The sequence below is a fragment of the Sphingobium sp. WCS2017Hpa-17 genome (assembly GCF_031843765.1).
In the GTDB taxonomy this organism is placed as follows: Bacteria; Pseudomonadota; Alphaproteobacteria; order Sphingomonadales; family Sphingomonadaceae; genus Sphingobium.
Genome location: NZ_JAVTIV010000002.1, coordinates 386,112 through 410,734, shown reverse-complemented (window position 1 = coordinate 410,734; position 24,623 = coordinate 386,112). Strand labels below are relative to the sequence as shown.

General features: G+C 63.3%; 22 protein-coding genes. 12 read left to right on the top strand and 10 right to left on the bottom strand.

What is annotated here, in order from left to right; genetic code table 11:
* Window positions 1-65 precede the first annotated feature (65 nt).
* The 7 genes from RQH62_RS06060 to RQH62_RS06030 all read right to left on the bottom strand — a co-directional run bounded on the left by RQH62_RS06060 (window position 66) and on the right by RQH62_RS06030 (window position 8,485).
* Window positions 66-785, bottom strand: coding sequence for a response regulator transcription factor (locus RQH62_RS06060; protein ID WP_311267845.1), 720 nt, complete (start codon window positions 783-785; stop codon window positions 66-68).
* Window positions 782-3,451, bottom strand: coding sequence for a sensor histidine kinase KdpD (locus RQH62_RS06055; RefSeq protein WP_311267844.1), 2,670 nt, complete (start codon window positions 3,449-3,451; stop codon window positions 782-784). Before RQH62_RS06055 ends, RQH62_RS06060 begins: the two co-directional genes overlap by 4 nt.
* Complete coding sequence (kdpC, locus tag RQH62_RS06050; RefSeq protein ID WP_311267843.1) at window positions 3,448-4,038, bottom strand: potassium-transporting ATPase subunit KdpC; 591 nt, start codon at window positions 4,036-4,038, stop codon at window positions 3,448-3,450. Before kdpC ends, RQH62_RS06055 begins: the two co-directional genes overlap by 4 nt.
* A gap of 12 nt (window positions 4,039-4,050) precedes the next feature.
* Complete coding sequence (gene kdpB, locus RQH62_RS06045) at window positions 4,051-6,087, bottom strand: potassium-transporting ATPase subunit KdpB (protein ID WP_311267842.1); 2,037 nt, start codon at window positions 6,085-6,087, stop codon at window positions 4,051-4,053.
* Window positions 6,088-6,102: 15 nt separating this feature from the next.
* The gene (gene kdpA / locus RQH62_RS06040) at window positions 6,103-7,806 is read right to left on the bottom strand and encodes a potassium-transporting ATPase subunit KdpA (protein WP_311267841.1); all 1,704 of its coding nucleotides are present in this window, start codon (window positions 7,804-7,806) and stop codon (window positions 6,103-6,105) included.
* Between the two features lie 15 nt (window positions 7,807-7,821).
* A complete protein-coding gene (locus RQH62_RS06035) occupies window positions 7,822-7,911 on the bottom strand; it encodes a potassium-transporting ATPase subunit F (protein WP_311267840.1) in 90 nt (29 codons plus the stop codon).
* Window positions 7,912-8,224: 313 nt separating this feature from the next.
* Window positions 8,225-8,485, bottom strand: coding sequence for a hypothetical protein (locus tag RQH62_RS06030; protein WP_311267839.1), 261 nt, complete (start codon window positions 8,483-8,485; stop codon window positions 8,225-8,227).
* A 93-nt stretch (window positions 8,486-8,578) separates the two neighbouring features.
* Here RQH62_RS06030 and RQH62_RS06025 point away from each other — a divergent pair, with 93 nt between their 5' ends.
* Together RQH62_RS06025 and RQH62_RS06020 are read left to right on the top strand one after the other, a co-directional pair.
* Entirely contained in the window at window positions 8,579-10,714 is a 2,136-nt protein-coding gene (locus tag RQH62_RS06025; RefSeq protein ID WP_311267838.1) for a hypothetical protein, read from the top strand.
* A gap of 8 nt (window positions 10,715-10,722) precedes the next feature.
* Window positions 10,723-11,448 (top strand): DUF3142 domain-containing protein, encoded by a 726-nt coding sequence (locus RQH62_RS06020; RefSeq protein WP_311267837.1) that lies wholly within the window; start codon window positions 10,723-10,725, stop codon window positions 11,446-11,448.
* Window positions 11,449-11,464: 16 nt separating this feature from the next.
* Here RQH62_RS06020 and RQH62_RS06015 read toward each other — a convergent pair whose 3' ends face one another.
* Window positions 11,465-11,788: a metalloregulator ArsR/SmtB family transcription factor gene (locus RQH62_RS06015; RefSeq protein WP_311267836.1), complete on the bottom strand. Its 324-nt coding sequence runs from the start codon at window positions 11,786-11,788 to the stop codon at window positions 11,465-11,467.
* A gap of 85 nt (window positions 11,789-11,873) precedes the next feature.
* Between RQH62_RS06015 and RQH62_RS06010 the strand changes: the two genes are divergently transcribed.
* Both RQH62_RS06010 and RQH62_RS06005 read left to right on the top strand, forming a co-directional pair.
* Window positions 11,874-12,824: an acyl-CoA desaturase gene (locus RQH62_RS06010; RefSeq protein WP_311267835.1), complete on the top strand. Its 951-nt coding sequence runs from the start codon at window positions 11,874-11,876 to the stop codon at window positions 12,822-12,824.
* Between the two features lie 7 nt (window positions 12,825-12,831).
* Window positions 12,832-13,698, top strand: a complete 867-nt coding sequence (locus RQH62_RS06005; RefSeq protein WP_311267834.1) for an oxygenase MpaB family protein — start codon at window positions 12,832-12,834, stop codon at window positions 13,696-13,698.
* A 3-nt stretch (window positions 13,699-13,701) separates the two neighbouring features.
* On the opposite strand, the gene RQH62_RS06000 is transcribed toward RQH62_RS06005, so the two are convergent.
* Entirely contained in the window at window positions 13,702-14,466 is a 765-nt protein-coding gene (locus RQH62_RS06000) for a FadR/GntR family transcriptional regulator (RefSeq protein WP_311267833.1), read from the bottom strand.
* Window positions 14,467-14,618: 152 nt separating this feature from the next.
* Between RQH62_RS06000 and RQH62_RS05995 the strand changes: the two genes are divergently transcribed.
* From RQH62_RS05995 to RQH62_RS05960, 8 genes are all read left to right on the top strand, one after another.
* The gene (locus RQH62_RS05995) at window positions 14,619-15,770 is read left to right on the top strand and encodes a mandelate racemase/muconate lactonizing enzyme family protein (protein WP_311267832.1); all 1,152 of its coding nucleotides are present in this window, start codon (window positions 14,619-14,621) and stop codon (window positions 15,768-15,770) included.
* Window positions 15,770-17,038 carry an MFS transporter gene (locus RQH62_RS05990; protein WP_311267831.1) on the top strand — a complete coding sequence of 423 codons (1,269 nt, stop codon included), beginning with the start codon at window positions 15,770-15,772 and terminating at the stop codon, window positions 17,036-17,038. The genes RQH62_RS05995 and RQH62_RS05990 overlap by 1 nt, the downstream gene beginning before the upstream one ends.
* Window positions 17,039-17,119: 81 nt before the next feature.
* The gene (locus tag RQH62_RS05985) at window positions 17,120-19,846 is read left to right on the top strand and encodes a TonB-dependent receptor (protein WP_311267830.1); all 2,727 of its coding nucleotides are present in this window, start codon (window positions 17,120-17,122) and stop codon (window positions 19,844-19,846) included.
* Window positions 19,847-20,062: 216 nt separating this feature from the next.
* Window positions 20,063-20,926 carry a methylenetetrahydrofolate reductase gene (locus RQH62_RS05980; RefSeq protein ID WP_311267829.1) on the top strand — a complete coding sequence of 288 codons (864 nt, stop codon included), beginning with the start codon at window positions 20,063-20,065 and terminating at the stop codon, window positions 20,924-20,926.
* 29 nt (window positions 20,927-20,955) lie between these two features.
* On the top strand, window positions 20,956-21,813 hold the full coding sequence (gene purU, locus RQH62_RS05975) for a formyltetrahydrofolate deformylase (protein ID WP_311267828.1): 858 nt from the start codon (window positions 20,956-20,958) through the stop codon (window positions 21,811-21,813).
* Window positions 21,814-21,816: 3 nt separating this feature from the next.
* Window positions 21,817-22,674 (top strand): tetrahydrofolate dehydrogenase/cyclohydrolase catalytic domain-containing protein, encoded by an 858-nt coding sequence (locus RQH62_RS05970; RefSeq protein ID WP_311267827.1) that lies wholly within the window; start codon window positions 21,817-21,819, stop codon window positions 22,672-22,674.
* 1 nt (window position 22,675) lies between these two features.
* Complete coding sequence (locus RQH62_RS05965) at window positions 22,676-23,026, top strand: dihydroneopterin aldolase (RefSeq protein ID WP_311267826.1); 351 nt, start codon at window positions 22,676-22,678, stop codon at window positions 23,024-23,026.
* 183 nt (window positions 23,027-23,209) lie between these two features.
* Complete coding sequence (locus tag RQH62_RS05960) at window positions 23,210-24,217, top strand: ROK family protein (protein ID WP_311267825.1); 1,008 nt, start codon at window positions 23,210-23,212, stop codon at window positions 24,215-24,217.
* On the opposite strand, the gene RQH62_RS05955 is transcribed toward RQH62_RS05960, so the two are convergent.
* Window positions 24,195-24,470 carry an HU family DNA-binding protein gene (locus tag RQH62_RS05955; RefSeq protein ID WP_056693415.1) on the bottom strand — a complete coding sequence of 92 codons (276 nt, stop codon included), beginning with the start codon at window positions 24,468-24,470 and terminating at the stop codon, window positions 24,195-24,197. The two genes, RQH62_RS05960 and RQH62_RS05955, sit on opposite strands and share 23 nt — an antisense overlap.
* Window positions 24,471-24,623: the final 153 nt, after the last annotated feature.

Genomic DNA, 24,623 nt, shown 5'->3' with positions numbered 1-24,623 from the left:
AATGGTTGCCGTGCTATCGGCGGCCGCCGCACGCACCCTCCAGATATGCAGCCATTGGTACGGCATCACGGCGCAAACTCCTCGGTTTCTCCTTCGACGTTGAACCGCAGACGATAGCCGATGCCCAGTTCGTTTCCGATGATCCTGGGGCGCTGAGGGTCCGTTTCCAACTTCTGCCGCAGCGTCCGGACCAGCACGCGCAAATATTCGACATGATGCTCTTGCTCGGCGGGCCACACCGTCCGCATGATCTGCTCATGGGTTATCACCCGGCCGGGAAACTTGGCCAACTGTGCAAGAACGGCATATTCCTTGGGCGTCAGATGAATTTCCTTGCCCGCCTTGCGCACGATACGGGCGATCAGGTCGATGTCGACATCGCCTGCGCGTACGGTCGATACGCCGCCATCCTTGGCCATGCGATTGCGCAGCGCCACCCGCACCCGCGCCAGCAGTTCGTCAGTATCGAAAGGCTTGGTCAGATAATCGTCCGCGCCCAGGTCCAGAGCCGCGACCTTCTGGTCGGTTGCGTCGCGCGCCGACACGATGATGAGCGTCGTGTCGGAATGCTGCTTGAACAATGGCACCAGTTCAAGTCCATCGCGATCCGGTAAGCCGAGATCGAGCAGGCTGATGTCGGGCTGTTCGTCCTTGAGTTTCTCCAGTGCCTCGCGCGCATTCTCCGCTTCGACCGTCGCATAATCGGCGCGCGACAATGCGGCCTGGATCAGCTTGCGAATATGGAGTTCGTCATCGACGATCAGGACCTTGTGCCGCAACTTCATAATATGTCCTCATGGGGCAATTCGGTGATGATCAGCGCCTGCGGGATGGTGATGGTGAAGCAGGCACCGAACGGTTCAGAATTGTTCGACGCGGAAACCCGGAGTCCCATGGCTTCTGCAAAGCCCTTGACGATGGCAAGGCCAAGTCCGGTACCGTGCTTCACACGATCCGAACCTTCGAGCCTGGTGAAAGTATCGAAGACCCGTGACTCGGCGCCCGCCGGAATGCCAGGGCCCTGGTCGATGACCGACAAGGCGATGGCATCATGCAGACGTTGCCCTTTGATCCGGACGGGTGTTCCGGGATCGGCATATCGACCGGCATTGTCGAGCAGGTTGATAAGGCAATGATGGAACAAGGTCGGATCGATGCGAACAAGCGGAATATCCGGCAATATGTCGACCTGAACATCATGCCCGGCGAGTGACTGGCGTGTGTCATGGACCGCGCCGGCGACCGCATCGAACAGATCGGTGGGTTCGATCTTCAGCGGCAAGGCTCCGGCTTCCACCCGCGCCATGTCCAGCAGATTGGCAACGAACCGGCTCAGTCGCTGCGCTTCTGCGGCCACGGAATCAAGCAGTTCGGAAGGCTGCTGCCGCTTGAGTTCATACATGCCGGATATGATGGTGGTGAGCGGTGTGCGCAGGTCGTGACTGACCGACGACAGCAATGCAGAGCGGAGCCGGTCCCGCTCGCGTATCTGTCGTGCCTCCAGCATTTCCTCTTCCAGCGCCATGCGATCGAAGGCGATGGATGCCTGGTCGAGCAGGCTCATCAACAGGGGGATCTGGTCCGACCTGAGCGGCACGCTGGCATCCTCGCGTGCCAGACCCAGGACGCCCAGCACTCCGCGAGTGGTGCGCAGTGGGTGAAACAACCAGTCGGAAGCCGTCAGCGTCGATGAACCGCGCCCGGCCGGCTGCTCATTGTCGATCGCCCATTGCGCCGCCGCCTTTTCAATCTGCCCCATATGATCTTCCGGCGGGACGGCAGCGCGCAATTGCGGTCCATCGCGCGATGGCAGCAGCAGGACGGTGCGGACCGACAGCAGCCTTGACACTTCGGCACAGATGGCCTGCATCAATTCTTCCTGGCTGGCCGACGCAGTCAACTGGCGTGAGAAGCCCGCCAATGCGGCATTCTGGCGCGCATTGGACTGGGCAAGGTCCGCCTGCGCACGCACGCGCGCCGCAAACTGGCTGGTTACAATCGCAACCCCCAACAGCACGAGGATGCTGATGATATTTTCCGGATTATTGACCGTCAGCGTGCCTGTCGGTGGCAGGAAGAAGAAATTATAGGCGAGACTTGAAAGGAGGCCAGCGAACAGACCAGCGCGCAGCCCGAAATTCGCTGCCGCAAACATGACCGGCACCAGATAGAGCAGCGCGATATTGCCGAGGTCGATGATCTCGATCAGCAGCCGCCCAACGATCGTCAACACCATGATCAGCAGGGCCGACCAGACATAGTCGAGTGGCCTGCCCCAACCCTGTCGCAAGGCTGGCTCGTTCAGTCGCGGTCGCTGCGCCAGATCGTCGCCCGGCAGGACATGAACAGCAATATCGCCGATCTCGCGCACCAGACGGTCGACGACGGAACCATGGCGTATTTCGAACCACCATGGCCGCGACGATTTGCCGATCACGATCTGCGTCGCGCGGGCATCGGCGGCATAGTGGCGCAGGCCTTCGACAACGGACGTCGCCGGGATGGTGGCGGTGCTGGCCCCCAGACGGGATGCGAGCGCCATCGTATCAGCCAGTTGCGCCCTCTCCTGCTGCGTGAAGGCCAGGCTGCGCTGCGTTTCGATATGCACGGCCGACCATGGCGCCTTTAGGGCATCGGCCAGACGCTTGGCAGCGCGAACCAGCCCTTGCGCGCTCGACACCTCGCTGATCGCTACGAGGATGCGTTCGCCTGCCGCAAAGCTGCCAGCCAGCGCATGGGCACGGACATATTCCAGCATTTGCGCATCAACCGCTTGCGCAGCACGGCGCAGGGCCATTTCCCTGAGCGCGGTGAGGTTTGATTTCGAAAAGAAATGGCTGAGCGCCCGCGTGGCTTCTTGCGGGATATAGACTTTGCCATCCTTCAGCCGCTCGATCAGTTCATCTGGCGGAATATCCACCACCTCGATCTCGGCCATCTCCAATATGGAATCCGGCACAGTCTCCCGCACCCTGATGCGGGTGAAAGACGCCACGACGTCATTCAAACTTTCGACATGCTGGATATTGACCGTAGAGTAGACGTCGATGCCAGCGTCCAGCAGTTCCTCGATATCCTGATAGCGTTTGGGGTGGCGGCTCCCCATGGCGTTGCTGTGCGCGAGTTCATCCACCAGCACCAGTGCGGGCGCTCTTTCCAGGATGGCGTCAATGTCCATCTCGCCAAGACTGTGGCCCATATGATCGACGTCGTGCCGCGGCACGATCTCATGCCCGACGAGCAGAGCCTCGGTTTCCCTGCGGCCATGCGTTTCCACGATGCCGACCACGACGTCGATCCCTGCCTTGCGACGCTGCATCCCGTCGGTCAGCATTTCATAGGTCTTGCCCACCCCCGGCGCGGCGCCGAGGAAGATTTTGAGACGGCCACGACCTTCCTGCGCAGCGGCGCGCAGGAAGGCTTCGGGATCGCGGCGATCGGGGTCGTTCATCGGACGGTGGTAGCGCCGATCCGGTCCAGCCGTCGATTGATTTCAAGGACGTTGACGCGCGGCTCGCCCAGAAAGCCCAGCAACGGCCGTTCGATGCCGTGGTCGACCAGCGCGCGGACATCGGCTGCTGCAAGCCCGCGCACCTGCGCGATCCGGTCGACCTGATAATAAGCGGCCTGCGGCGTGATATCGGGGTCAAGGCCGGAAGCCGACGCCGTTACCAGATCGGCAGCGATCGGCTGGCCGGGGTTGGTCTGTTCGAGTTTCGCGCTGTCTGCCTTTACACGATCGACAAGGGCCTGGCTGGTCGGGCCGAGATTCGATCCCGATGAAGCCAGACCATCATAGCCCTTGCCCGCCGCCGACGGACGCGGGCTGAAGTAGCGATCGGACGTAAAGCCCTGTCCGATCAGCCGCGACCCCACGACCTTGCCATCCTGCTCGATCAGGCTGCCATTGGCTTGCGACGGAAAGACAAGCTGGCCGATGCCGGTCACGGTCAGCGGATAGACAAGGCCCAGCAGCATGGCGAAGAGGATCGTCATGACCAGAGCAGGCCGGAGCGATGTGATGATGTCCTTATTCATGGGTCTGTTTCCTCAGGCGAGGCCAAGGCCGTTGACGGCCAGGTCGATGATCTTGATGCCGGCGAAGGGCGCGATCAGCCCGCCAAGGCCATAGATGGCAAGGTTGCGAGCCAGCAGCGGCCCCGCGCCGATCGGGCGATAGGTCACCCCCTTCAATGCCAGCGGCACCAGCAGCGGGATGATCAGCGCATTGAAGATGATCGCGGAAAGGATCGCACTTTGCGGCGTGGCGAGGCCCATGACGTTCAGCACGCCAAGGCCAGGATAGAGCACGACGAACATGGCCGGGATGATGGCGAAATATTTCGCCACGTCGTTGGCGACCGAGAAGGTGGTGAGCGCGCCCCGCGTCATCAGCAATTGCTTACCCAGCCCCACCACCTCGATCAACTTGGTCGGATCGCTGTCTAGATCGACCATGTTACCCGCTTCACGCGCGGCCTGCGTGCCGGTGTTCATGGCGACACCCACATCGGCCTGCGCCAGGGCAGGCGCATCATTGGTGCCGTCACCGCACATGGCGACCAGGCGGCCGCCTTCCTGTTCCTTGCGGATCAGGGCCAGCTTGTCCTCCGGCGTGGCCTGGGCCAGGAAGTCGTCCACACCCGCCTCGGCCGCGATGCTGGCGGCGGTCAGGGGATTGTCGCCGGTGATCATTACCGTGCGAATGCCCATCTGCCGCAATTCGCCGAACCGTTCGCGGATACCCGCCTTGACGATATCCTTCAGGAAGATACAGCCCAACAGCGCCCCATCCTTCGCCACAGCCAGCGGCGTCCCGCCCGCGCGGGCGATTTCGTCGCTGATGCGGCGCAGTTCATTGGCGGCCTCCGTTTTCGCGGCATCCGGATAGGTTCGCAGGATCGAATCCACCGCACCCTTCTGAATGATGGAGTCATTGAAGCTGACGCCCGACACGCGGGTCTGCGCGGTGAAGGGAATGACCTCCGCCCCATCGGGCAGCGCATTTGCCGTCTGACCGAATTTTTCGCGCGCGAGCAGGACGATCGAACGACCTTCGGGCGTTTCATCGGCCAGACTGGCGAGCAGCGCCGCTTCGGCAAGGGCTACCTGCGATGTGCCGCCGACGGTGCGGAACTCCGTCGCCTGCCGATCGCCGACCGTGATGGTGCCGGTCTTGTCGAGCAGCAGCACGTCGATGTCGCCCGCCGCCTCGACCGCACGGCCCGATTTGGCGAGCACATTGAAGCGCACCAGTCGGTCCATGCCAGCAATGCCGATGGCCGACAGCAAGGCCGCGATGGTGGTGGGGATCAGGGTGATGAGCAGCGCCGCCAGGATCGACACCGGGATCGCACCGCCCGCATAGCTGGCGAAGCCCGGAATGGTGCCGACAGCGATCAGGAAGATGATGGTGAGGCCCACCAGCAGCAGCGTCAGCGCGATTTCATTGGGCGTCTTCTGCCGTTCCGCGCCCTCGACCAGCGCGATCATCCGGTCGAGGAAACCCTGCCCCGGATTGACGGTAACGCGCACTCGGATTTCGTCGGAAATGACGCGGGTGCCTGCTGTCACGGCCGAGCGGTCGCCGCCGGCCTCGCGGATCACCGGCGCGGACTCGCCGGTGATGGCGGCTTCATTGACCGATGCGACGCCGGACACGACTTCGCCATCGGACGGGATCAGGTCACCGGTTTCGACCAGCACGATATCGTCCAGTTTCAGCGCACTGGCCGCGACATTGTCATAGTCGCGACCATCTCCTTTCAAGCGCTTGGCGGTCAGTTCCGCCTTGGTCGCGCGCAGTGAGGCGGCCTGCGCCTTGCCGCGCCCTTCGGCGATGGCTTCGGCGAAGGTGCCGAACAATACGGTCAGCCACAGCCAGATAACCAGTTGCAGCTTGAAGCCCGTGGCAAGCCCGTCCTGCCCGACGACGAGCAGCACCGTCAGCAACATCGCCACGACGGCGGTGGTGAACATCACCGGATTGCGGATCAGTTCCTTCGGCTTGAGTTTGCGGAAAGCATCCCCGATCGCGGGCAGGATCAGGTCGGCGGTGAAGAGCGATTTGGACGCGGTGCGTGCCATATATTTGCTCCAATCTTAGAATGTCTGGCCGTTGATCATCGCGAGATGATCGGCGATCGGGCCAAGGGCGAGGCCGGGCAGGAAGGTGAGGCCACCCACGATCAGGACGATGCCGACCAGCAGGCCAGTCCAGAGCGGCCCGGTGGTGGGGAAGCTGCCTGTCGTTGCCGGCGTATATTTCTTCGCGGCCAGGCCGCCGGAGATCGCCAGCATCGGCACGATGATGAAGAAACGGCCGATCCACATCGCAATCCCCAGCAGGCCATTATAGAAGGGCGTGTTGGCGGACAGGCCGGCAAAGGCGGACCCATTATTGCCCACGGCCGATGTGAAGGCGTAGAGGATTTCGGAGAAGCCGTGCGGTCCCTTGTTGAGGGGGCCGGCCAGTCCCGACGGCAAGACCGACGCCAGTGCCGAAAGGCCCAGGATCATCAGTGGCAGGACGGCGATGGCGAGGACCGCCAGCTTGACCTCCCGGCTCTCGATCTTCTTGCCGACATATTCCGGCGTGCGACCGACCATCAGCCCTGCGACGAACACGGCGAGGATGGCGAACAATAGGAAGCCGTAGATGCCCGCGCCTACGCCGCCAACGACGACTTCGCCCAGTTGGATGTTGATCAGCGGGATCATGCCGCCCAGCGCAGTGAAACTATCATGCATGGCGTTGACCGCGCCACAGCTCGCTGCCGTCGTGACGACCGAGAAAAGAGCGGAGGCGGCGATGCCGAAGCGGACTTCCTTCCCCTCCATATTGCCCCCGGCGATGCCCAAATGGTGCAGCACCGGATTGCCCGCCGCCTCCTGCCAGTAAGTGACGGCCGTGCCCAGGAGGAACAAAAACGTCATGGCCGCCAGTATCGCCCAACCCTGTCGCACATTGCCGACCGCCTTGCCGAACGTATAGGTCAGGCCGACGCCAATGAGGAAGATGGACAGCATCTGGACGAAATTGGTCAATCCCGTCGGATTTTCGAACGGGTGCGCGCTGTTGGCATTGAAGAAGCCGCCACCATTGGTGCCCAGCATCTTGATCGCCTCCTGCGACGCGACAGGCCCCAGCGCCAGTGTCTGCCGCGCGCCTTCCAGCGTGGTGACGCCGACCGATCCGGCCAATGTCTGCGGCACGCCACTGGCGATCAGGAACAGCGCGTAGACAAAACAGGCTGGCAGCAGCAGATACAGCGTGATGCGCGTCATATCGGCCCAGAAATTGCCAATGCCCTTCGCTTCCCGCCGGGCAAAGCCCCGGAACAGCGCAAAAGCCAGCGCAATGCCGGTCGCCGCCGACAGGAAATTATGGATGGTCAGGCCCAGCATCTGGCTGAGATTCGACAGGGTCGATTCCCCGCCATAGCTTTGCCAGTTGGTGTTGGTGGTGAAGCTGACCGCCGTATTGAACGACAGATGTTCGCTCAGCCCGGCATAGCCCTGCGGATTGAGCGGCAGCACGCCCTGAAGGCGCAGGATCGCATAGGTGAAGAAGAGCAATACCGCGTTGAAGATCAGCATATGGACCGCGTAGCGACGCCAGCCCTGCTCCTGCGCCGGGTCGATACCCGCCAGCCGGTAGAAGCCACGTTCGACCGGCCCCAGCACCACATGGAGCGGCGTGCGCCGTCCTTCATAAAGGGCAAACAGCCAAAGGCCCATGGGCTTTGCCAGCGCCAGCAAGATGCCGACAAAGGCCAGGATCAATATCCATCCCTGGAATGTCATGTTTTCGCCTCCCGATCAGAAGCGTTCGGGGCGTGCGAGCACGGCCACCAGATAGAGAAGAAGGCCGATCGCGGTCATCGCCGCCAGCCAGAGGTCGATGGTCATGGCCTCGCTCCTTTATGCCTTGCTGCACAGGGCCGCGTAGCTCAGCGTCGCCGCCAGCAAGCCCAGGGTGAGGCCGATCCAGAGGATGTCCTGCATGTGAAATCTCCCGCACGCCGTCGGGCGCCGCAGGAGGTGCGGTGCCGAATCGACTGCCGCGCCTCAAATAGGGCAGGGCCGCGTTTGAATTCGAGAGCGGGAAAAGGGGATAGGCATTGTATTTGCGTATGATTGACGCAAGTCCGACGATGACGGCACGGAAATCAGGCGGCCTGTGGCACCTGAGTCCGACTACTGCACCGATATTGCGGTGCCCTCAATCCTGTTCGGCCAGAACCGCATCCACCATCGCGCGCCAGGCATTGCCGGCGCTATTATAGCAGAGCAGTTCATTATAACCGGCATTGGTCACGGCATCGCTCGGTTCGCGCAGCGCGCGGATCGCCGCTCTGGCATTGTCCCGGTACATGCGGCGCAGCAGTTCCGCATCGGGATCGTCCCAGTCCCATTCGGGCTGGACGTTGTCATACATGGCGCGTGCAGCACGCTCGATCATGGTCACGGCTCGCGTCTCCATCTTGGCCTTATCCTGACATGGCCATTGCCTGCGAACGATCTTTTGTCCAGTTTCGCCACCGACATGAACGTCCCCAATCGACAGAGCCGCATAATGCCCCACAGCCTCGCTCTTTTTCGCAAGCGTCCGATCGCAATCTCGGCGCTACTGGCCTTCTCCGCGCTCGGGCTGGGCGGGACATTATGGGCCTGTGCCGATTCCTCCTGCGAGCCGGACTGGCAGATGGAGTCGCGCGACTTCGATTGCGGCGGCCGCGCGGCAATCAGTCCGGGCAACGACACCCGGATCAACCTGCTGCTGCTGATGCGCAGCCTGAAACCGGTGCAGGACGCGCCGTCCAGTACGGCGATCGACCCTTATGATCCGCAATTCGGCCGCACTTTCTTCAGTTGGTCCAGCCTGCGCACGGCCTTGTGGCCACAGCCCGCTCCGGTCGAAGAAAACCCGGCAGCCGCGCCCGTCTGCGAACCCTCGGTCGCTGGCATCCCCGCCTTTGCTGCCGCGCTCGCCGCAGACAAGAGCCTGACGCCGGCGGAGCGCACGGCGCTGGGCGGATTACGGGCGCAGACCGGTTGTGGCGAGATCAAGTGGGACGATAGCCAGATCAGCAGCAAGGCAGGCCGCGACTATCAGGCCTATCTAAAGGCCGCCGACGCCTTTTACCGGGGCGACTGGACCAACGCCCGTCAGGGCTTCGGCACCCTGACCCGCGCCCACAATCCGTGGATCGCGGAAACCGCCACATATATGCCGATCCGCATCGGCCTGCGCGCGGCGATCGCCAAAGCCGTGGACGAATATGGCGACTTCGCCGGATCGGACAAAGTCGATCAGGCCGGCATCGCAGAGGCCCGCAATGCCATCGCCGCCTATCTCAAGGCTTATCCCAAGGGGCGCTATGCCGCATCGGCGCAGGGGTTGACCCGCCGCGTCGCCTGGCTCAGCGGCGACATGGCCACACTCATCCGCCGTTATGAAGCGCTGCTGGCCGCTACGCCGGGCGATGCCGAAGCCGCCGCCGACCTGGCCGAGGAAATCGACATCAAGCTGCTGGAGCGCGAGGATGCCCGAACGCTGATCGCCGGGCAGGATGACATCCCGCTATTGCTGGCCGTTGCCGACCTGAAACGCATGCGGCAAAAGGCGGACGATCCGGCCGCCCTCTCCCCCGCCGATCTCGCCGCACAGAAAGACCAATTCACCACGCACCCCGACCTGTACGGCCTGCTTCAGGCCACCCGCAGCTATTACGCCGGCGAAAATCCCAGGGCGATATTGGCCATGCTGCCCGACGCCGCGCGGGAAAAGCGCTATACGCCGCTGGCCTTCAGCCGTCAGGTTTTGCGCGGCATGGCGCTCGGCCAGGCCCGCGACGTCAATGAAGCCGGATTCTGGCGCGAATTGCTGGATGGCGCCAGCCCCTTCTACCAAAGGCCGCTGGTCGAGATGGGCCTTGCGATACGCTGGCAGCGCGACGGGCGGATCGACCAGATTTTCAGCCCGGACTCGCCGATTTCCGACACGACCACGCGGTCCATCCTGCTGCAAACCGTGGCGACGCCCGCCATCCTGCGCATCAGCGCCAAGGATGCCGCCCGCCCGGCGCGGGAACGGGACGTGGCGCGCTTCACCTTGCTCTACAAGGATCTGACGCGCGGCGCTTATGGCGATTTTGCCGGTGATCTAGCGCTGGTGCCCGCCAATGCCGATAGTGAAACAGGACTATGGGGCTTTTCCCAGCAGGATAAGATTCCGGTCGGCCTGTTCATCAAGGGCAAATGGTCCGATGGCTTCGCCTGCCCCGCCATCGCGCAGACCGCCGCGACATTGGCGCACACGCCCCGCAACGATCGTGCACAGCTATGTCTGGGCGACTTCTACCGGCTGAACGGCTTTGACGGTTTCGACCTGTTCGGCGGCGGGACCGCGCCGCTGTCGCTCGGCCATGGTCCGGATGGCTTTTCCGGCCGCAGCCGCACGCGCGGCGACATCTATGCCGCGATCATTGCCGACAAGGGCGCAGCAGCGGAGGATCGCGCCTATGCCCTGTATCGCGCCGTGATGTGCTACGCGCCGTCGGGCGCCAATGGCTGCGCGCCTGCCTATAGCGACTATAAGCAATATGAGGCGGCGCAATCGCCCAAGAGCGACCGCAAGGCCTGGTTCACCGAGTTGAAACAGCGCTATCCCGACAGCCAGTGGGCCAAGGCCCTGCGCTATTATTGGTGACATCATTGATGACGATGCGACCGGTCGCATGGGCCATGGCGCTGCTCGCGACGCTGACACTGTCCGCCTGCCAGCCCCGGCCGGATGCGGATATCGTCGCGGCTGCCGGCCATGATGCCTTCTATGTCTGGCCGGGCGTCCGGCCGGCCAAGACGCTCCAGCCCAAGACCCTTTATCTTCTGGATGGCGAAGTGCGGCGCGGCGGGGCCGCCCGACTGGAACGGTTACGCATGGGCGTACCCCGCCTGCCCGGCAAAACGGTCTGGCTGGTCGTCCGCGCCGACCGTCTGGACTGGAACGAAGCGACCTATGCGACGATCTTCAATGATCTGCGCCGCTGGCAGGACGCTGGCAATCAGGTCGCCGGTCTCCAGATAGATTTCGACGCCGCCACGCGCGGCATCGACGGCTATGCGCTGTTTTTGCGCGAACTGCGCCGGCGCCTGCCGCAAAGCTGGCAATTATCGATCACCGGACTGATGGATTGGAGCGCGCATGGCGACCCGCGCGCTCTTGCCCAATTCAGTAAGATTATCGACGAAGTGGTGGTGCAAACCTATCAGGGCCGCACCACCATCGAAGGCTATGATTCCTATTTCCAGCGGATGGAGAATTTCCCCATCCCCTTCCGCGTGGCGCTGGTCGAAGGCGGGACATGGCGCGCGCCCGCCATGCTCGCCCATCATCCGCAATTTCGCGGCTATGTCGTCTTCCTGCTCGCGGCCGAAAAGTAGCGAGCAAGTCGCACGCTCAATCGTCTGCAGCCGCCTTCCGGCCCTTCGCAATCTCCGCGCTTTCCGCCTTGAGCGGGCGAGACACCGGACAGACCTCCTGCACATAGGCATTGAGCGTATTGGCGAGGCTGTCGGGCACCAGACTATAATAAACGAACTGGCCGCGCTTCTCGCTGACGATCAGCCCGGCATTTTCCAGAATCGCCAGATGCTGCGACACTGCGGGCTTCGACATGGCGAAGCGGGAGGCGATGTCGCCCGCGTTCAATTCCGCATGCGCAAGATAGGCCAATATCTTGCGGCGGGGCGCGGAGGCGAGGGCTTCGAAAATCTTCTGCATCTCCCTATTTAAGGAATAAGCTAACCACTTGACAAGCGCCAAAGAATAATTAAGCAATAAGCTAATTACCTAGGAGATTGTCGCTATGGACGTCGCCGATCGTTGCAGCGTGAACAGCCTGCGGGCATTGCCCGACAGCAATCCGGTCGACGGGACGGTGCGATGGGATCCGGTCCATTCGCTATGGAACGGCATCATGCTGGTCGGCGCGCTGCTGGCGCCTTTCCATTTCAGCTGGAGCGCCTTCGCCATCTTCCTGCTGCTGACCGGCGGATCGCTGCTGTTGGGTCATAGCGTCGGCTTCCATCGCCGGCTGATCCATCGCAGCTTCGATTGCCCGCTCTGGCTGGAGCGCTGTCTGGTCTGGGTCGGTACATGTGTGGGGATGAGCGGCCCCTTCTGGATGATCCGCACCCATGACCTGCGCGACTGGGCACAGCGGCAGGGGGATTGCCATGACTATCTCGCGCATCGGCGCCCCATGCTGGTCGACGCCTGGTGGCAGATGCACTGCCGGCTGGTCCTCGATCATCCGCCCGTGTTTGATCTGGGCGCAGCGGGGCGCGATCGCTTCTATCGCTTTCTCGATGCCACATGGATGGCGCAGCAAATTCCCATCGCCCTGCTGCTCTTCGCCATCGGTGGCTGGGGCTGGCTGCTCTGGGGTCTGTGCGCGCGCATCAGCATTTCGGTGACGGGCCATTGGTTCATCGGCCATCTGGCGCATCGGCGCGGGCCGCAAAGCTGGATCGTCAACGGCGCCGGCGTGCAGGCGCATGACGTCCCCTGGGCGGCGATCCCGACTATGGGCGAGGCATGGCACAATAATCACCATGCCTTTCCCGGCTCTGCGCGGATCGGCCTCTATCCGGGCCAGAGCGACTGGGGCTATGCCTTCATCCTGCTGCTGGAGCGGGCCGGGCTGGCCTGGAACATCGCGCTGCCCGAACATCTCGCACGGACCAAGGTGCTGACCCGCGTCGCGCCTCCGGATGAAGATCATATACCCGAACCCACCTCCTCTCTTCAGCGTTGATACCCCAATGGCCCTCATGCCCGCCTTTGCCGCCCGCCCCTTGCAACAGGCCCTTGTCGGTCGCGTCCGCGCCATCTTCAACGATCGCACACGGGGTGAGAAGCCGGTCGTCCGCTCGGCCGAAGCCCTGTTTCCGGAAGGCTCCGTCATCTGGCGCGTCCATGGCGATGTCACCACCATGATGGTCGGCGGCGTGTCCGCCCTGCTGGTCCAAATGCTGCACCCCGCCGCTCTGGCCGGTATATGGGATCATTCGACCTTTCGCGACGACATGCTGGGACGGTTGCGGCGCACCGCCCGCTTCATCGCCGTCACCACCTATGCGCAGAAGGACGACGCGCTGGCCGCGATCGCGCGAGTGCGCGATGTGCATGATCGGGTGTCCGGCACGCTGGCCGACGGCACGCCCTACAGCGCCAACGATCCGCAACTGCTCGCCTGGGTCCATGTGACGGAGGCGCTCTGTTTCCTCGATGCGTGGATTGCCTATGGCGAGCCGGCGATGAGCGCGGCGGATCAGGACGCCTACTTTGCCCAGTTCGCGACCATCGCCCGCAGGCTAGGGGCAGCGCCCGTGCCAGAGACTCGCGCCGAAGCCGAAGCGCTGATCGCACATATGCGCCCGGCGTTACAGGCCGACGCCCGCACCCATGAAGTCGCCCGGCTCGTCCTGCATCAGAAAGCCCCGTCCCCAGCCGCCGCCCCGATCCAGGCGATGACGATGGAGGCCGCCGTGGACCTTCTCCCCGACTGGGCCAGGGCGATGCACGCTTTGCCCACCCGCCATTTGCGCAGGCCCGCGATCAGGCTGTCCACCGCAATGGTCGCGGGCACGCTGCGTTGGGCGTTTGCGGGCAACCGCCGCCCGGCCTGAAACTCAGGTTGCGGCGTGCGATCCACGCCGCTTGGCCCAGGAGGATTCGATATGCTCGCGCATCGCTCGGGCAGCCGCTTCCGGGTCGCCGGCGGCGATCGCGTCATGGATACGCTGGTGCGCGGCATGGGTGTCGCGGACATGAGCGACGCTCAGCTTCCCGGCATAGCCATGGGTGTTGAGCGCCTTGCCCTGAATCCCGTCGATGATCGCCTTGCTCAGCCGGTCGCCCGACATGCGCATGATGATGTCATGGAAATTCACATCCTCATGCACATAGGCGGCGGGCATTTCAACCAGCCCCTCCAGTTTGCGGATCTGCGCTGATAGTTCCGCCACGCTTTCGGGCGTCGCCTTCTTCGCCGCCTTGGCCGCCATGGAGGCTTCCAGCGAGGACCGGATTTCCGACAGATTGTCGAGATAGGACAGGCCATCCTCGCGCCGGAACAACGCCGCCAGGATCATGGGGTCAAGCAGGTTCCAGTCCCGCGAATCGCGCACGATCGTGCCGCGCCCCTGCTGCGACACGACCAGCCCTTTTTCGGTCAGCGCCGTCGTCGCCTCCCGCACCACGGTACGGCTGACGCCATACAGGTCGCACAACATGTTTTCCGGTGGCAATGCGGTACCGGCCGGATACATTTCGGTGACGATCGCATTGACCAGATCCTCGACCACCGCCTCGGCCAGTCTGGGCCGCCGCCGCACCCGCTGCGTCGCCGCCAAAGCGCTGCCGGCCAAGGCTCCCCCGGCCACTCTATCCTGCATCTGTCCCTACGCCTTTTCTCGTTCAAACGCCCTGCACGGCGTAGTTTCGACGGTGGACCCGATTGACAAGCGCCGTCAAGACTTGTCAAACAACATAGATAATACATAATATGACTCGTGGCCGGCTGGACCGGAGGGTAGAGGACATCCCGATGAAGATTACAGGCTATCGCAGCCTTACCGCCTATCATGACTGGCAACGTCCCGTGGGCGACGTAAACGGCATCGTCGAAACCGGCGTGACCGAAGTGCCCGTGCTGCTGCTGGAAACCGATGGTGGACTCACCGGCCTCGGCCTTGGCCAGCATGCCGAGATCGAGCGGCTATTCCCGGCGGTCGAGGGTGCGGACCCGCGCGGCGTGGCCACCCTCTACGACGCGATGCTCGCCCATGTGTTCAAGAGCGGCCATGCCGGCGCGACCTTCGGCACGATCGCCGCGATCGACATGGCGCTATGGGATCTGAAGGCGAAGATGGCCGATGAGCCGCTATGGCGCACCCTCGGCGCGGCCGACCGGTTCGTGCCGGGCTACGCATCGGGGCTGTGCTACGGTCTGGATGACGACGCCTTCGCCGCCCATTACAGCGCCTGGGCCGATCGCGGCTTCACCGCCGCCAAGATCAAGGGTGGGCGCGATCTGGATCGCGATATCGCCCGGCTGGAAATCGCCCGTGACCTGCTGTCCCGCAACAGCAACCGCCCCGCCCTGATGCTCGACGTCAATGAAGCATGGAACTGCAAGCAGGCGATCCGCCATTTGGCCGAGATCGAGAAAAGGATCGACCTGACCTGGATCGAGGAGCCGGTGCGGCGATGGGATGCGGCCGGCCATGCCGCCATTGCCCGGTCCGTGAAGACGGCCGTCGCAACGGGCGAAAATCTGACCGGACTGGAACAATATCTGCCGCTGTTCGACGCGCGCGCGGTCGACATCGTCCAGACCGGCAGCGTCTGGGGCATCACCCATTTCAACCGCGTCGCGATGGCGGCCCATGCGCGCGGCCTGCCCGTTTCGCCGGTCGCCTATAATGCCAATCCGGTGGCCCATGCCGCCGCCGCCGTACCCAATATGATCGGCATCGAAGTGCAGGATTTCGGCTTCCCATCCGGTTTCGATGTGGACCAGCAGATCGCAGATGGCGGCATCATATTGGGCGATCGGCCGGGCCTTGGCATAGAGATTGACGAGGTTGCGATCGCGCAGAGCGTCACGGGTCATGGCTGGAGCAGCCGCGGTGGCCCGCATCGCCGCCCGCGCAATGCCGGCCTGCGGCTTGTGCCCGAAAGCCGGACGGCGGAGTGATGCATAGCGTCACCGCTCCTGAAGGCACGACGCCCGTCTGGGTGACCGGCACGGCGCGCACGCGACTGCAATTGTCCCTGATGGTCAATTTCTTCCTGCTGATGGCGCTGTACAGCGGCGTTCTGGGGGTGCTGCTGCCCAACCAGATCGCCGAACTGTCGCCGGGCGCAAAGGAGAATAACCTCGCGCTGCTCTTCGCCATCACCTCCATCTTCTCGACGCTGGCGACACCGATCGCTGGCGCCCTGTCGGACCGCACCCGCAGCCGCTGGGGCCGGCGCGCGCCCTGGATCGCGATCGCCTCATTGATCGGATCGCTCTGCCTGTTCGGCGTGTCGTGGATGACCAGCTTCTGGTCGCTGATGATCCTGTGGGTGATGGCGGCAGTCGCCTATAATGCGATGCAGCCGGCGATGACGACTTTGATCGCCGATCGCTTCGCGCCGGAAACGCGCGGCGGCATATCCGGCATCGTCGGCGCGGGCATGACCGCCGGCCTGACGGCCGGCACCGTGGTCGCCGGCTATCTCGCCGGAGAACGGGTGCTGGCCTATGGCCTGTTCGCCGGCGCCATCGCGGCTTCCTGCATCGCCTTCGTCGCGCTCAATCGCGAACCGCCCAACGATACCGCGCCGCGCCGGCCCATCCACTGGGGCAGTTTCTTCAAAAGCTTCTGGATCAGCCCGCGCGCCCATCCCGATTTCGCCTGGGCCTTCGCCAGCCGCTTCACCATCTATATGGGCTATCAGGCGGTCGCCGCCTATCTGCTCTATATATTGCGTGACTATATTGGTTTGGCGGACGGCGCATCGAACATCGCCATCGCCAATATGGCGCTGCTCACGCTGGTCTGCCTCATCGCTTCTTCGCTAATATCCGGCTGGTTGTCCGACCGCTGGCAGCGGCGCAAGCCGTTCGTCATCCTGGGCAGCCTGATCATGGGCGTGGCGATGAGCGCGCCTTTGCTGGCCCCCTCCATGACCGGCATGTGGGTCTATGCCGGGGTGATCGGCATCGGTTACGGCATGTTCATGTCGATCGACATGGCGCTGATGACGCAGGTGCTGCCCAAAAGCACGCTGGGCGACGAAGGCAAGGATCTGGGCGTGCTGACCACGGCGGTCAACATCCCCCAGATCATCAGCCCGGTCATGGCCGCGATCCTGCTCGGCCTGTTTGACAATGACTACCGGGCCATCTTCATCGCGGCGCTGTTGTTCGTGTTCGGATCGGCCCTGTGCGTCCTGCCAATCAAATCCGTCCGCTAATTCATATTATGTATTACGTCATTTGACATGTGCCAACGTTGGCGTCATAAACAGCAATAATAAAATCAGGGAGAGTGGAACATGAGGAAGGTGGGTAAGGTCCGTCTTGCGAGCATGATGGCAGCGTCCGGTCTGGCGCTGACGATCGGCGGCGCGGCGCTGGCGCAGGATGCGGCAGAATCGACCAACGAAGACATCATCGTCACCGGCATTCGCGCCAGCCAGAAGGCGTCGATCGACATCAAGCGGGACTCAATCGGCGTGGTGGACTCGATCGTGGCCGAGGATCTGGGCAAGCTACCGGACCAGAATGTCGCCGAATCGCTCCAGCGCGTCGCCGGCGTCACGATCGAGCGTAACCGGGGTGAAGGCCGCTACATCACCGTCCGTGGCTTTGGTCCCAAGTTCAACGCCGTCACCGTCAATGGCCGCACGCTCGCCACCGACAATAATGGCCGCGAATTTTCCTTCGACGTGCTGCCGTCCGAAATCATCGCTGGTGCCGACGTGTTCAAATCTCCGCAGGCCAATCTGAACGGCGCGTCGATCGGCGCGACCGTGGACGTCCACACGCTGCGCCCGATCGATCAGAAGGAACAATTCGCCTTCAGCGCATCGGCCGGCCAGATGTGGGCGGAGATCGCCGACAAGTTCAATCCCGAAGTCTCCGGCGTCGCCTCCTGGCGCAATGCCGATCGCACCATCGGCCTGTCGCTTTCGGGCGTCTATACCAAGCGCGACACCCGCAATGACGAATTCACCATCGGCGCAGGCCATGTGAAGCGCTCCAGCGGCGATTCCTACTACCGCGCCAATGGCGTGAATGGCGGGCGCATCGGTCCCGATGTCGCGCCCTTCTCCAACATTTCCATGCCCTCCAACCTGTCGCCCTTCTTCTTCGAGCGCGGACTGGAACGCTATGGCTTCTCCGGATCGTTGCAGGTCCGCCCGACCGACACGCTGACGGTCACGCTCGACGGCCTCTATTCAAAGGCCAAGTTCACCGAGCAGCAGACGGGCCTTGCCTATGACTTTTCCGGCGGCACGCTGGTCGAGCAGGTGGTCGAAGGGGGGGAGGCGGTCTATCAGCGCTATCAGGGCGGCTTCGTCGACCAGATTCTGCAGTATGACCAGCGCAACGTCATGACAAACCAGTTCGGCGTCAATGTCGAATGGAAGCCGGTCGATACCTTCAAACTGAAGCTCGACGCCTCCCGGTCGAAGGCGGAGCGGCGCGGCAAGGAGAATAATCTTTTCACCACCATCCGCCGCAAGAATATCGACCTGTGGTTCGACCGGCGCGGCGACAGCCCGATCTATGATTATGGCTTCACCAGCCCCAATTATCCCAATGCCGCGACCAACCCGCAGGGCATCACCGCCCATTATTATATCTGGGGCGGCGGCACCGATGTCGATGACAAGATCGGCGAATATCGCGCCGACGCCGAATGGAACGCGACATCGAACCTGACCTTCTTCTCCGGCGGCATGATCGCCAACCGCAAGAAGACGCTGACCGCCGACGAAATGCCCTTTGGCGAACAATGCGCCTATTGCGGGTCGGACCGCCTGCTGCCGGCATCGCTGTTCAGCCCGACCAACCGCAACTTCTTCCAGGGCAGCGGGCCGGACAACATCATCCGCGACTGGGTGATCTACAATCCGCAGCAACTGGTCAGCGTGATCGACCAATATGCGACGGAGGACGGTAAGGCGTTCAACCCGGCCGTCTTCTCGCCCTCCGCGTCCTCAGTCATCGATGAAAAGGTGAAGATCGCCTATGTCATGGCCAATTTCGAAACCACATTGGGATCGATGCCACTGACCATCAATGCAGGCCTGCGCTACGAAAATACCGATTACACCTCGTCCGGCGCATCGCGCACGGTGCTGAGCGCCAAGCCGCGCGTGGATGCCAACGGCAATCCGACCGGCCAGAACGACATCGTCGTGTCGGGTATCGTCCCGGTCAGCTTCCGCGGCAAATATGACGACTGGCTGCCCTCGCTCAATATCAAGCTGGAGGCGGCGGACGACCTGATCCTGCGCCTGTCCGCGTCGAAGGTGATGACCCGCCCGACCCTGACCGACCTGTCGCCGCGCCAGTCGATCCAGACGAACCCCGGCAATGAGACGATCAGTCGCGGCAATCCGGACCTGCAACCCTTCCGCGCCAAGCAGATCGAAGCCGGCGTCGAATGGTATTTCTCCAACGCCTCGCTTTTGTCCTTCGCCGCCTTCTACAAGAAGATCGACTCCTTCGTGACGCTCGTCACCACGCCGCAGAAGGTGGACGAAGTCACCTTTCAGGTGACGGTGCCGGGCAATGGCAAGGGCGCGACGGTCAAGGGCTTCGAAGTCGGCTATCGCCAGGCCTTCACCGGCCTGCCCGCCCCGTTCGACGGCCTCGGCGTCCAGACCAGCTTCAACTATACCGCCTCCAACGCCAAATATGAAAATGCCGTCGCCAACGTCTCCTTCGGGCTCGAAGGCCTGTCCAAATATAGCTACAGCCTCGTGGGCTTCTATGAGAAGAGCGGCATCCAGGCCCGTGTCGCCTATACTTGGCGTGACAATTTCCTTCAGGTGGCATCGGGCCGCAATGGCGAACCGGAATATTTCAACGCCTATGGCCAGCTGGACGCCGGGCTTTCTTATGAAGTCACGCCCAACTTCACCATCTTCGCCGACGCGCTCAATCTGAACGACGCCAAGGAGTTCATCTATTCGGTAAGCGAAGACCGGACGAAGGAATATCGCAAAACGGGCCGGCGCCTCTCCGGCGGCGTGCGCGTGCGCTTCTGACCGTCGGGAGCGGGACGCACCAATCCCGCTCCTTCCTCCCTCCACCTCTCCGCCGTCGCACGTCCCCGTGCGGCGGTTTTGGCGTTTGTGTGCATAGCTCAGCCAACCCGTCCAAACCATTTCATGAAATTTCGTATCTATGAATATTTCATCTATGCGAATTTAATTCGATGCTCTAGAAGGAGTCGCAACAAGCAAAAAGGCTGGAGGGATATAATGCCGGTCATTCACCCGAACTGGGATCGTGCGCCCGTCAACATGGTCGACGGCTATTCGCTGGAGATGACCGCAAAGGACGTGGAATCCCTGCGCGAGGCGGCCCCCGCCATCGCCCGCGAAACGCCGGTCGCCGTCACCTTCCTGCCGGGCGAGGATTTCGCCGCCCGCATCGCCGCCACCAAACTGGTGCGCAGTCTGGGTTTCGAGCCGATGCCGCATTTCTCCGCACGCCGCATCACATCGACCGCCGAGTTCGAGGATTATCTGGCCGCCGCCGTCGCGGAAGCCGATGTGCGCCGCTGTTTCGTCATCGCCGGCGACCCGTCCGAACCGGAAGGCCCCTATTTCGACAGCAGCGCCCTGATCGCCAGCGGCGCGTTCGAGCGGGCCGGCATCCGCGCCATCGGCATTGGCGGCCATCCCGAGGGGCATCCGAATATGGCGCCGGAGCAATGCTGGTCGGTGCTGACCAACAAGTGCGGCGAGATCGAAGCGCGCGGCATGGCGCCGCTGATCGTGACGCAGTTCGTGTTCGATGCCGACGCGGTGCTCGCTTGGCTGACCGAATTGCGCGCCCGCGGCATCAGCGCACCGGTCCGTATCGGCGTGCCCGGCCCGGCCGGCATCAAGACGCTCATGCGCTTCGCCGCCCGCTGCGGTGTCGGGGCGTCTGCTTCCGTGCTCGCAAAATACGGAATTTCGATTACGAAGCTGATCGGATCGGCCGGGCCTGACAAGCTGGTCGACACTTTCGAGCGGGCGCTGGGGGACGAACATGGCAAGGTGCGACTGCACTTCTACCCCTTTGGCGGTCTGGAAAAGACGGTGGCCTGGATCAACGACTATGCCCGCGCGCACTGACGCAGATGGGTGAGCGGGAGGAGATTGACGTGACGACTATCTATACGCTGCGGCTTCAGTGCGATGACAAGCCCGGTCTGGTGGCCAAGGTCGCCGGCTATCTGGCGGCGCGCGGCTGCAACATCGTCGATGCGCAGCAGTTTGACGACGCCATGAACAACACCTTCTTCATGCGCGTCGCGTTCAAGCCCGGCGCGGGTGAAACGCTCGACGGCCTGCGCGACGGGTTCGCGCCGATCGCGCAGGACGCCGGCATGGACTGGTCCCTGACCGATCAGGCCGCGCCCAAGAAGGTCGTGCTGATGGTCAGCAAATTCGACCATTGTCTGGGCGACCTTCTCTATCGCCAGCGGATCGGCGAACTGCCGATGGATGTGGTCGGCATCATTTCCAACCATCCGCGCGAGGTGCTGCACACCTCGATGATCGGCGACATGCCCTTCTTCCACTTCCCGATCACCAAGGACACCAAGGCTAGTCAGGAAGCCCGGATCAAGCAGGTGGTGACAGAAACCGGCGCGGATCTGATCGTCCTCGCCCGCTACATGCAGATTTTGAGCGACGATCTGGCCGCCTTCCTGTCGGGCCGCTGCATCAACATCCATCACAGCTTCCTGCCCGGCTTCAAGGGCGCAAAGCCCTACCATCAGGCATATGAGCGCGGCGTGAAGATGATCGGTGCAACCGCCCATTATGTCACCGCCGACCTCGATGAAGGCCCGATCATCCATCAGGATGTCGAGATGATCGGCCATGCCGATGTGCCCGATGAACTGGTACGGCGCGGCCGCGACATCGAACGGCGTGTGCTGGCGGAAGCGGTGCGGCTGCATTTGCAGGACCGGGTCTTCATGAACGAGTCGCGCACCGTCGTCTTCCGGGGCTGATCCATGGCAGCGCTGATCGACGGGCGCGCGATGGCGCGCGCGCTGGGCGAGCGGACCGCGCAGGCCGTCGCCGGGCTGAAGGCCGACGGCGTCGATCCGGCGCTGGCGGTGGTGCTGGTGGGACATGACCCCGCCAGCGAAATCTATGTCCGGCGCAAGATCGGCGAATGTCGCAAGGCCGGCATCGGCTCGATCGAAAAGCGGCTGGCCGCTGATTGCGGCGAACAGGTACTGCTGGACCTGATCGACACGCTGAACGCCGATACGGCGGTGCATGGCATATTGGTCCAGTTGCCGCTGCCCGCCGGGATCGACGCGGCGCGGGTTTTGGACCGGATATCCCCGGCCAAGGATGTCGACGGCTTCCACCCGGTCAATGTCGGCCGCCTGTCGACCGGATCGAAAGGGCTGGTGCCCTGCACACCGCTCGGCATCATGCTGCTGCTCGATAGCGTGATAGACGATTATCGCGGCCTCAACGTCGTGGTGATCGGCAAGTCCAATATCGTCGGCAAGCCGGTCGCCATGCTGTTGCTGGAGCGGGAAGCGACCGTCACCGTCACCCATATCGAAACGCGCAACCTGCCCGACATCGCCCGCGCCGCCGATGTGATCGTCGCGGCGGCCGGCGCGCCGCATCTGGTGCGCGGCTATTGGGTGAAGCCCGGCGCAATAGTGATCGACGTCGGCATCACCCGCATGGTCGATCATGACGGCAACAGCCGCATCGTGGGCGATTGCGCGACCCATGAACTGGATCATGCCAAAGCCGTCACGCCGGTGCCGGGCGGCGTTGGTCCCATGACCATCGCCTGCCTGCTCAGCAACACCGTCACCGCCGCGCAGAGGAGCATGAGCTAAGATGGCAACGTCCGTCACCACCCGCGTCCGGGTCAAGGAACTGCCGCTGCTGGCCGATATCGGCATCAATCCCGACGAGATCGGCCGGCGCCAGCCGCTGGTCATCACCGTCCAGTTGCTGCTGGATGGCGGCGCGGTCGAAGGGATCGGCGAAACGGTCGACTATCGCCGGATCGTCCGCGCCGCGGAAGCCATGGCGGAGGTGCATATCCCGCTGATCGAAACCTTCGCCCAGCGGCTGGGCGAAGAATGTCTCTGCTGGCCCGGCGTTGTCGAAGCCTGCGTCAATGTCGACAAGCCCTTCGCCCTGACGCGCGGGCTGGCGGGCGTGGAGGTCATCGTCCGCGCTTAGGGCACGCCAATCCCGATCGCCCTCTCCCCCACCACCGTTCGGGCTGATCCTGTCGAAGCCCTATCCCTCCCGTTCGCGATGTTTCGGGACAATATCCAATGCCGATTCACCCGACCGGAACTGGCGCGGAAGACCAGCCTCGCTTATGAAGCGGGCCATTCTTCCTGCCGAGGCCCAAGCCCCATGTCACCTGCTCCTACCCCGCATCGGAACGCCCTGCCCCATATCGCCGGGGTGGAACTGGGCGGGACGAAGGTCTTCGTGCTGCGCGCCGATGGCCGGGACATTGTCGATCGGGTCATGATCCCGACGACGAACCCGGCCGAGACGCTGAGCGCAGCGGCAGCCCTGTTGCAGCGCTGGCATGCAGAGGCGCCTTTCGCCGCGCTGGGCATCGGATCGTTCGGGCCGCTGCGGCTCGACCGGGCGGCACCGGATTTTGGTCATATGCTGCCCACGCCCAAGCCCGGCTGGACCGGCGCGGATATCTATGGCGCGCTGACCGCCAACCTGCCCTGCCCGGCCGCGATCGACACCGACGTCAACGGCGCCGCGCTGGCCGAAGCGCGCTGGGGTGCGGGCGCGGAGGGCGACATCCCGTCCGACTGCCTTTGCTACATCACCATCGGCACCGGGCTGGGCGCCGGATTCGCACTGCACGGCCGCCCGCTCCATGGCGCGATGCACCCGGAAGTCGGCCATATCCTCACACGCCGCGCGCCCGATGACAGCTTTGCCGGCGCTTGCCCTTTCCATGGCGACTGTATCGAGGGGCTGGTGGCGGGACCGGCGCTGGCCCAAAGATTCGGCGTCCCCGGCGACCGGATCACCAGCGATGATCCGCGCTGGGACGATGTCGCTCATGACATTGCCCAGATGATCGGCACCATCCTGCTCACCACGGCGGCGCGGCAGGTGCTGATCGGTGGGGGCGTGGGCATGGGCCGCGCAAGCCTGCTCGACCGGGTCAGGGCGCAACTGGTGGCGCAACTGGCGGGCTATCTGCCCTTCGTCACGACGCAGACGGTCGGATCGATCGTGCGGCCGCCCGTACTGGGCGATCAGGCCGGACCGCTGGGCGCGGTCGCACTGGCGCTGGATGCCCTGGAAAACGCGCATCTCAGCCAAAGAGGCAGGCGCCACGCCGATGCGCGGCGCCTGAACCGGATCAGCCGTTCAGCTTGTCCTTGACCGCCTTGGCAGGCGTGAAGGTCAGCTTCTTGGCGGCAGCGATCTGGATGGTCGCGCCGGTGGCCGGGTTGCGGCCTTCGCGGGCCGGGCTGTCCTTGACCTTGAACTTGCCAAAGCCGTTCAGCGAGATTTCGTCGCCCTTGCCGGCTGCGTCGGCGATCGCCGTGAAGACATCGTCCACGATCTTGCGGGCATCCGCCTTGGAGAGGCCATGGGCCGAGGCAACGGCTTCAGCCAGATCCGTGTTGTTCATAAATATTGCCTTTCTTTTGCAGGAACCTTCGCAACAGCCTGATAGCGCGCGTTTTCGGCCCGTCCAAGGGGGGGAAAGGCTCCCATATCCATAATTGTCATCTTTTTAGGCGCGATACACGCCCGAAATAGGCCGATCGGGCTTGTTTCGCGC

Bases quoted from the DNA above. Each gene is read 5' to 3' on its own strand.
- RQH62_RS06060 (WP_311267845.1), bottom strand. From the start codon at position 785: ATGAAGTTGCGGCACAAGGTCCTGATCGTCGATGACGAACTCCATATT.
- RQH62_RS06055 (WP_311267844.1), bottom strand. From the start codon at position 3,451: ATGAACGACCCCGATCGCCGCGATCCCGAAGCCTTCCTGCGCGCCGCT.
- kdpC (WP_311267843.1), bottom strand. From the start codon at position 4,038: ATGAATAAGGACATCATCACATCGCTCCGGCCTGCTCTGGTCATGACG.
- kdpB (WP_311267842.1), bottom strand. From the start codon at position 6,087: ATGGCACGCACCGCGTCCAAATCGCTCTTCACCGCCGACCTGATCCTG.
- kdpA (WP_311267841.1), bottom strand. From the start codon at position 7,806: ATGACATTCCAGGGATGGATATTGATCCTGGCCTTTGTCGGCATCTTG.
- RQH62_RS06035 (WP_311267840.1), bottom strand. From the start codon at position 7,911: ATGACCATCGACCTCTGGCTGGCGGCGATGACCGCGATCGGCCTTCTT.
- RQH62_RS06030 (WP_311267839.1), bottom strand. From the start codon at position 8,485: ATGGAGACGCGAGCCGTGACCATGATCGAGCGTGCTGCACGCGCCATG.
- RQH62_RS06025 (WP_311267838.1), top strand. From the start codon at position 8,579: ATGCCCCACAGCCTCGCTCTTTTTCGCAAGCGTCCGATCGCAATCTCG.
- RQH62_RS06020 (WP_311267837.1), top strand. From the start codon at position 10,723: ATGACGATGCGACCGGTCGCATGGGCCATGGCGCTGCTCGCGACGCTG.
- RQH62_RS06015 (WP_311267836.1), bottom strand. From the start codon at position 11,788: ATGCAGAAGATTTTCGAAGCCCTCGCCTCCGCGCCCCGCCGCAAGATA.
- RQH62_RS06010 (WP_311267835.1), top strand. From the start codon at position 11,874: ATGGACGTCGCCGATCGTTGCAGCGTGAACAGCCTGCGGGCATTGCCC.
- RQH62_RS06005 (WP_311267834.1), top strand. From the start codon at position 12,832: ATGGCCCTCATGCCCGCCTTTGCCGCCCGCCCCTTGCAACAGGCCCTT.
- RQH62_RS06000 (WP_311267833.1), bottom strand. From the start codon at position 14,466: ATGCAGGATAGAGTGGCCGGGGGAGCCTTGGCCGGCAGCGCTTTGGCG.
- RQH62_RS05995 (WP_311267832.1), top strand. From the start codon at position 14,619: ATGAAGATTACAGGCTATCGCAGCCTTACCGCCTATCATGACTGGCAA.
- RQH62_RS05990 (WP_311267831.1), top strand. From the start codon at position 15,770: ATGCATAGCGTCACCGCTCCTGAAGGCACGACGCCCGTCTGGGTGACC.
- RQH62_RS05985 (WP_311267830.1), top strand. From the start codon at position 17,120: ATGAGGAAGGTGGGTAAGGTCCGTCTTGCGAGCATGATGGCAGCGTCC.
- RQH62_RS05980 (WP_311267829.1), top strand. From the start codon at position 20,063: ATGCCGGTCATTCACCCGAACTGGGATCGTGCGCCCGTCAACATGGTC.
- RQH62_RS05970 (WP_311267827.1), top strand. From the start codon at position 21,817: ATGGCAGCGCTGATCGACGGGCGCGCGATGGCGCGCGCGCTGGGCGAG.
- RQH62_RS05965 (WP_311267826.1), top strand. From the start codon at position 22,676: ATGGCAACGTCCGTCACCACCCGCGTCCGGGTCAAGGAACTGCCGCTG.
- RQH62_RS05960 (WP_311267825.1), top strand. From the start codon at position 23,210: ATGTCACCTGCTCCTACCCCGCATCGGAACGCCCTGCCCCATATCGCC.
- RQH62_RS05955 (WP_056693415.1), bottom strand. From the start codon at position 24,470: ATGAACAACACGGATCTGGCTGAAGCCGTTGCCTCGGCCCATGGCCTC.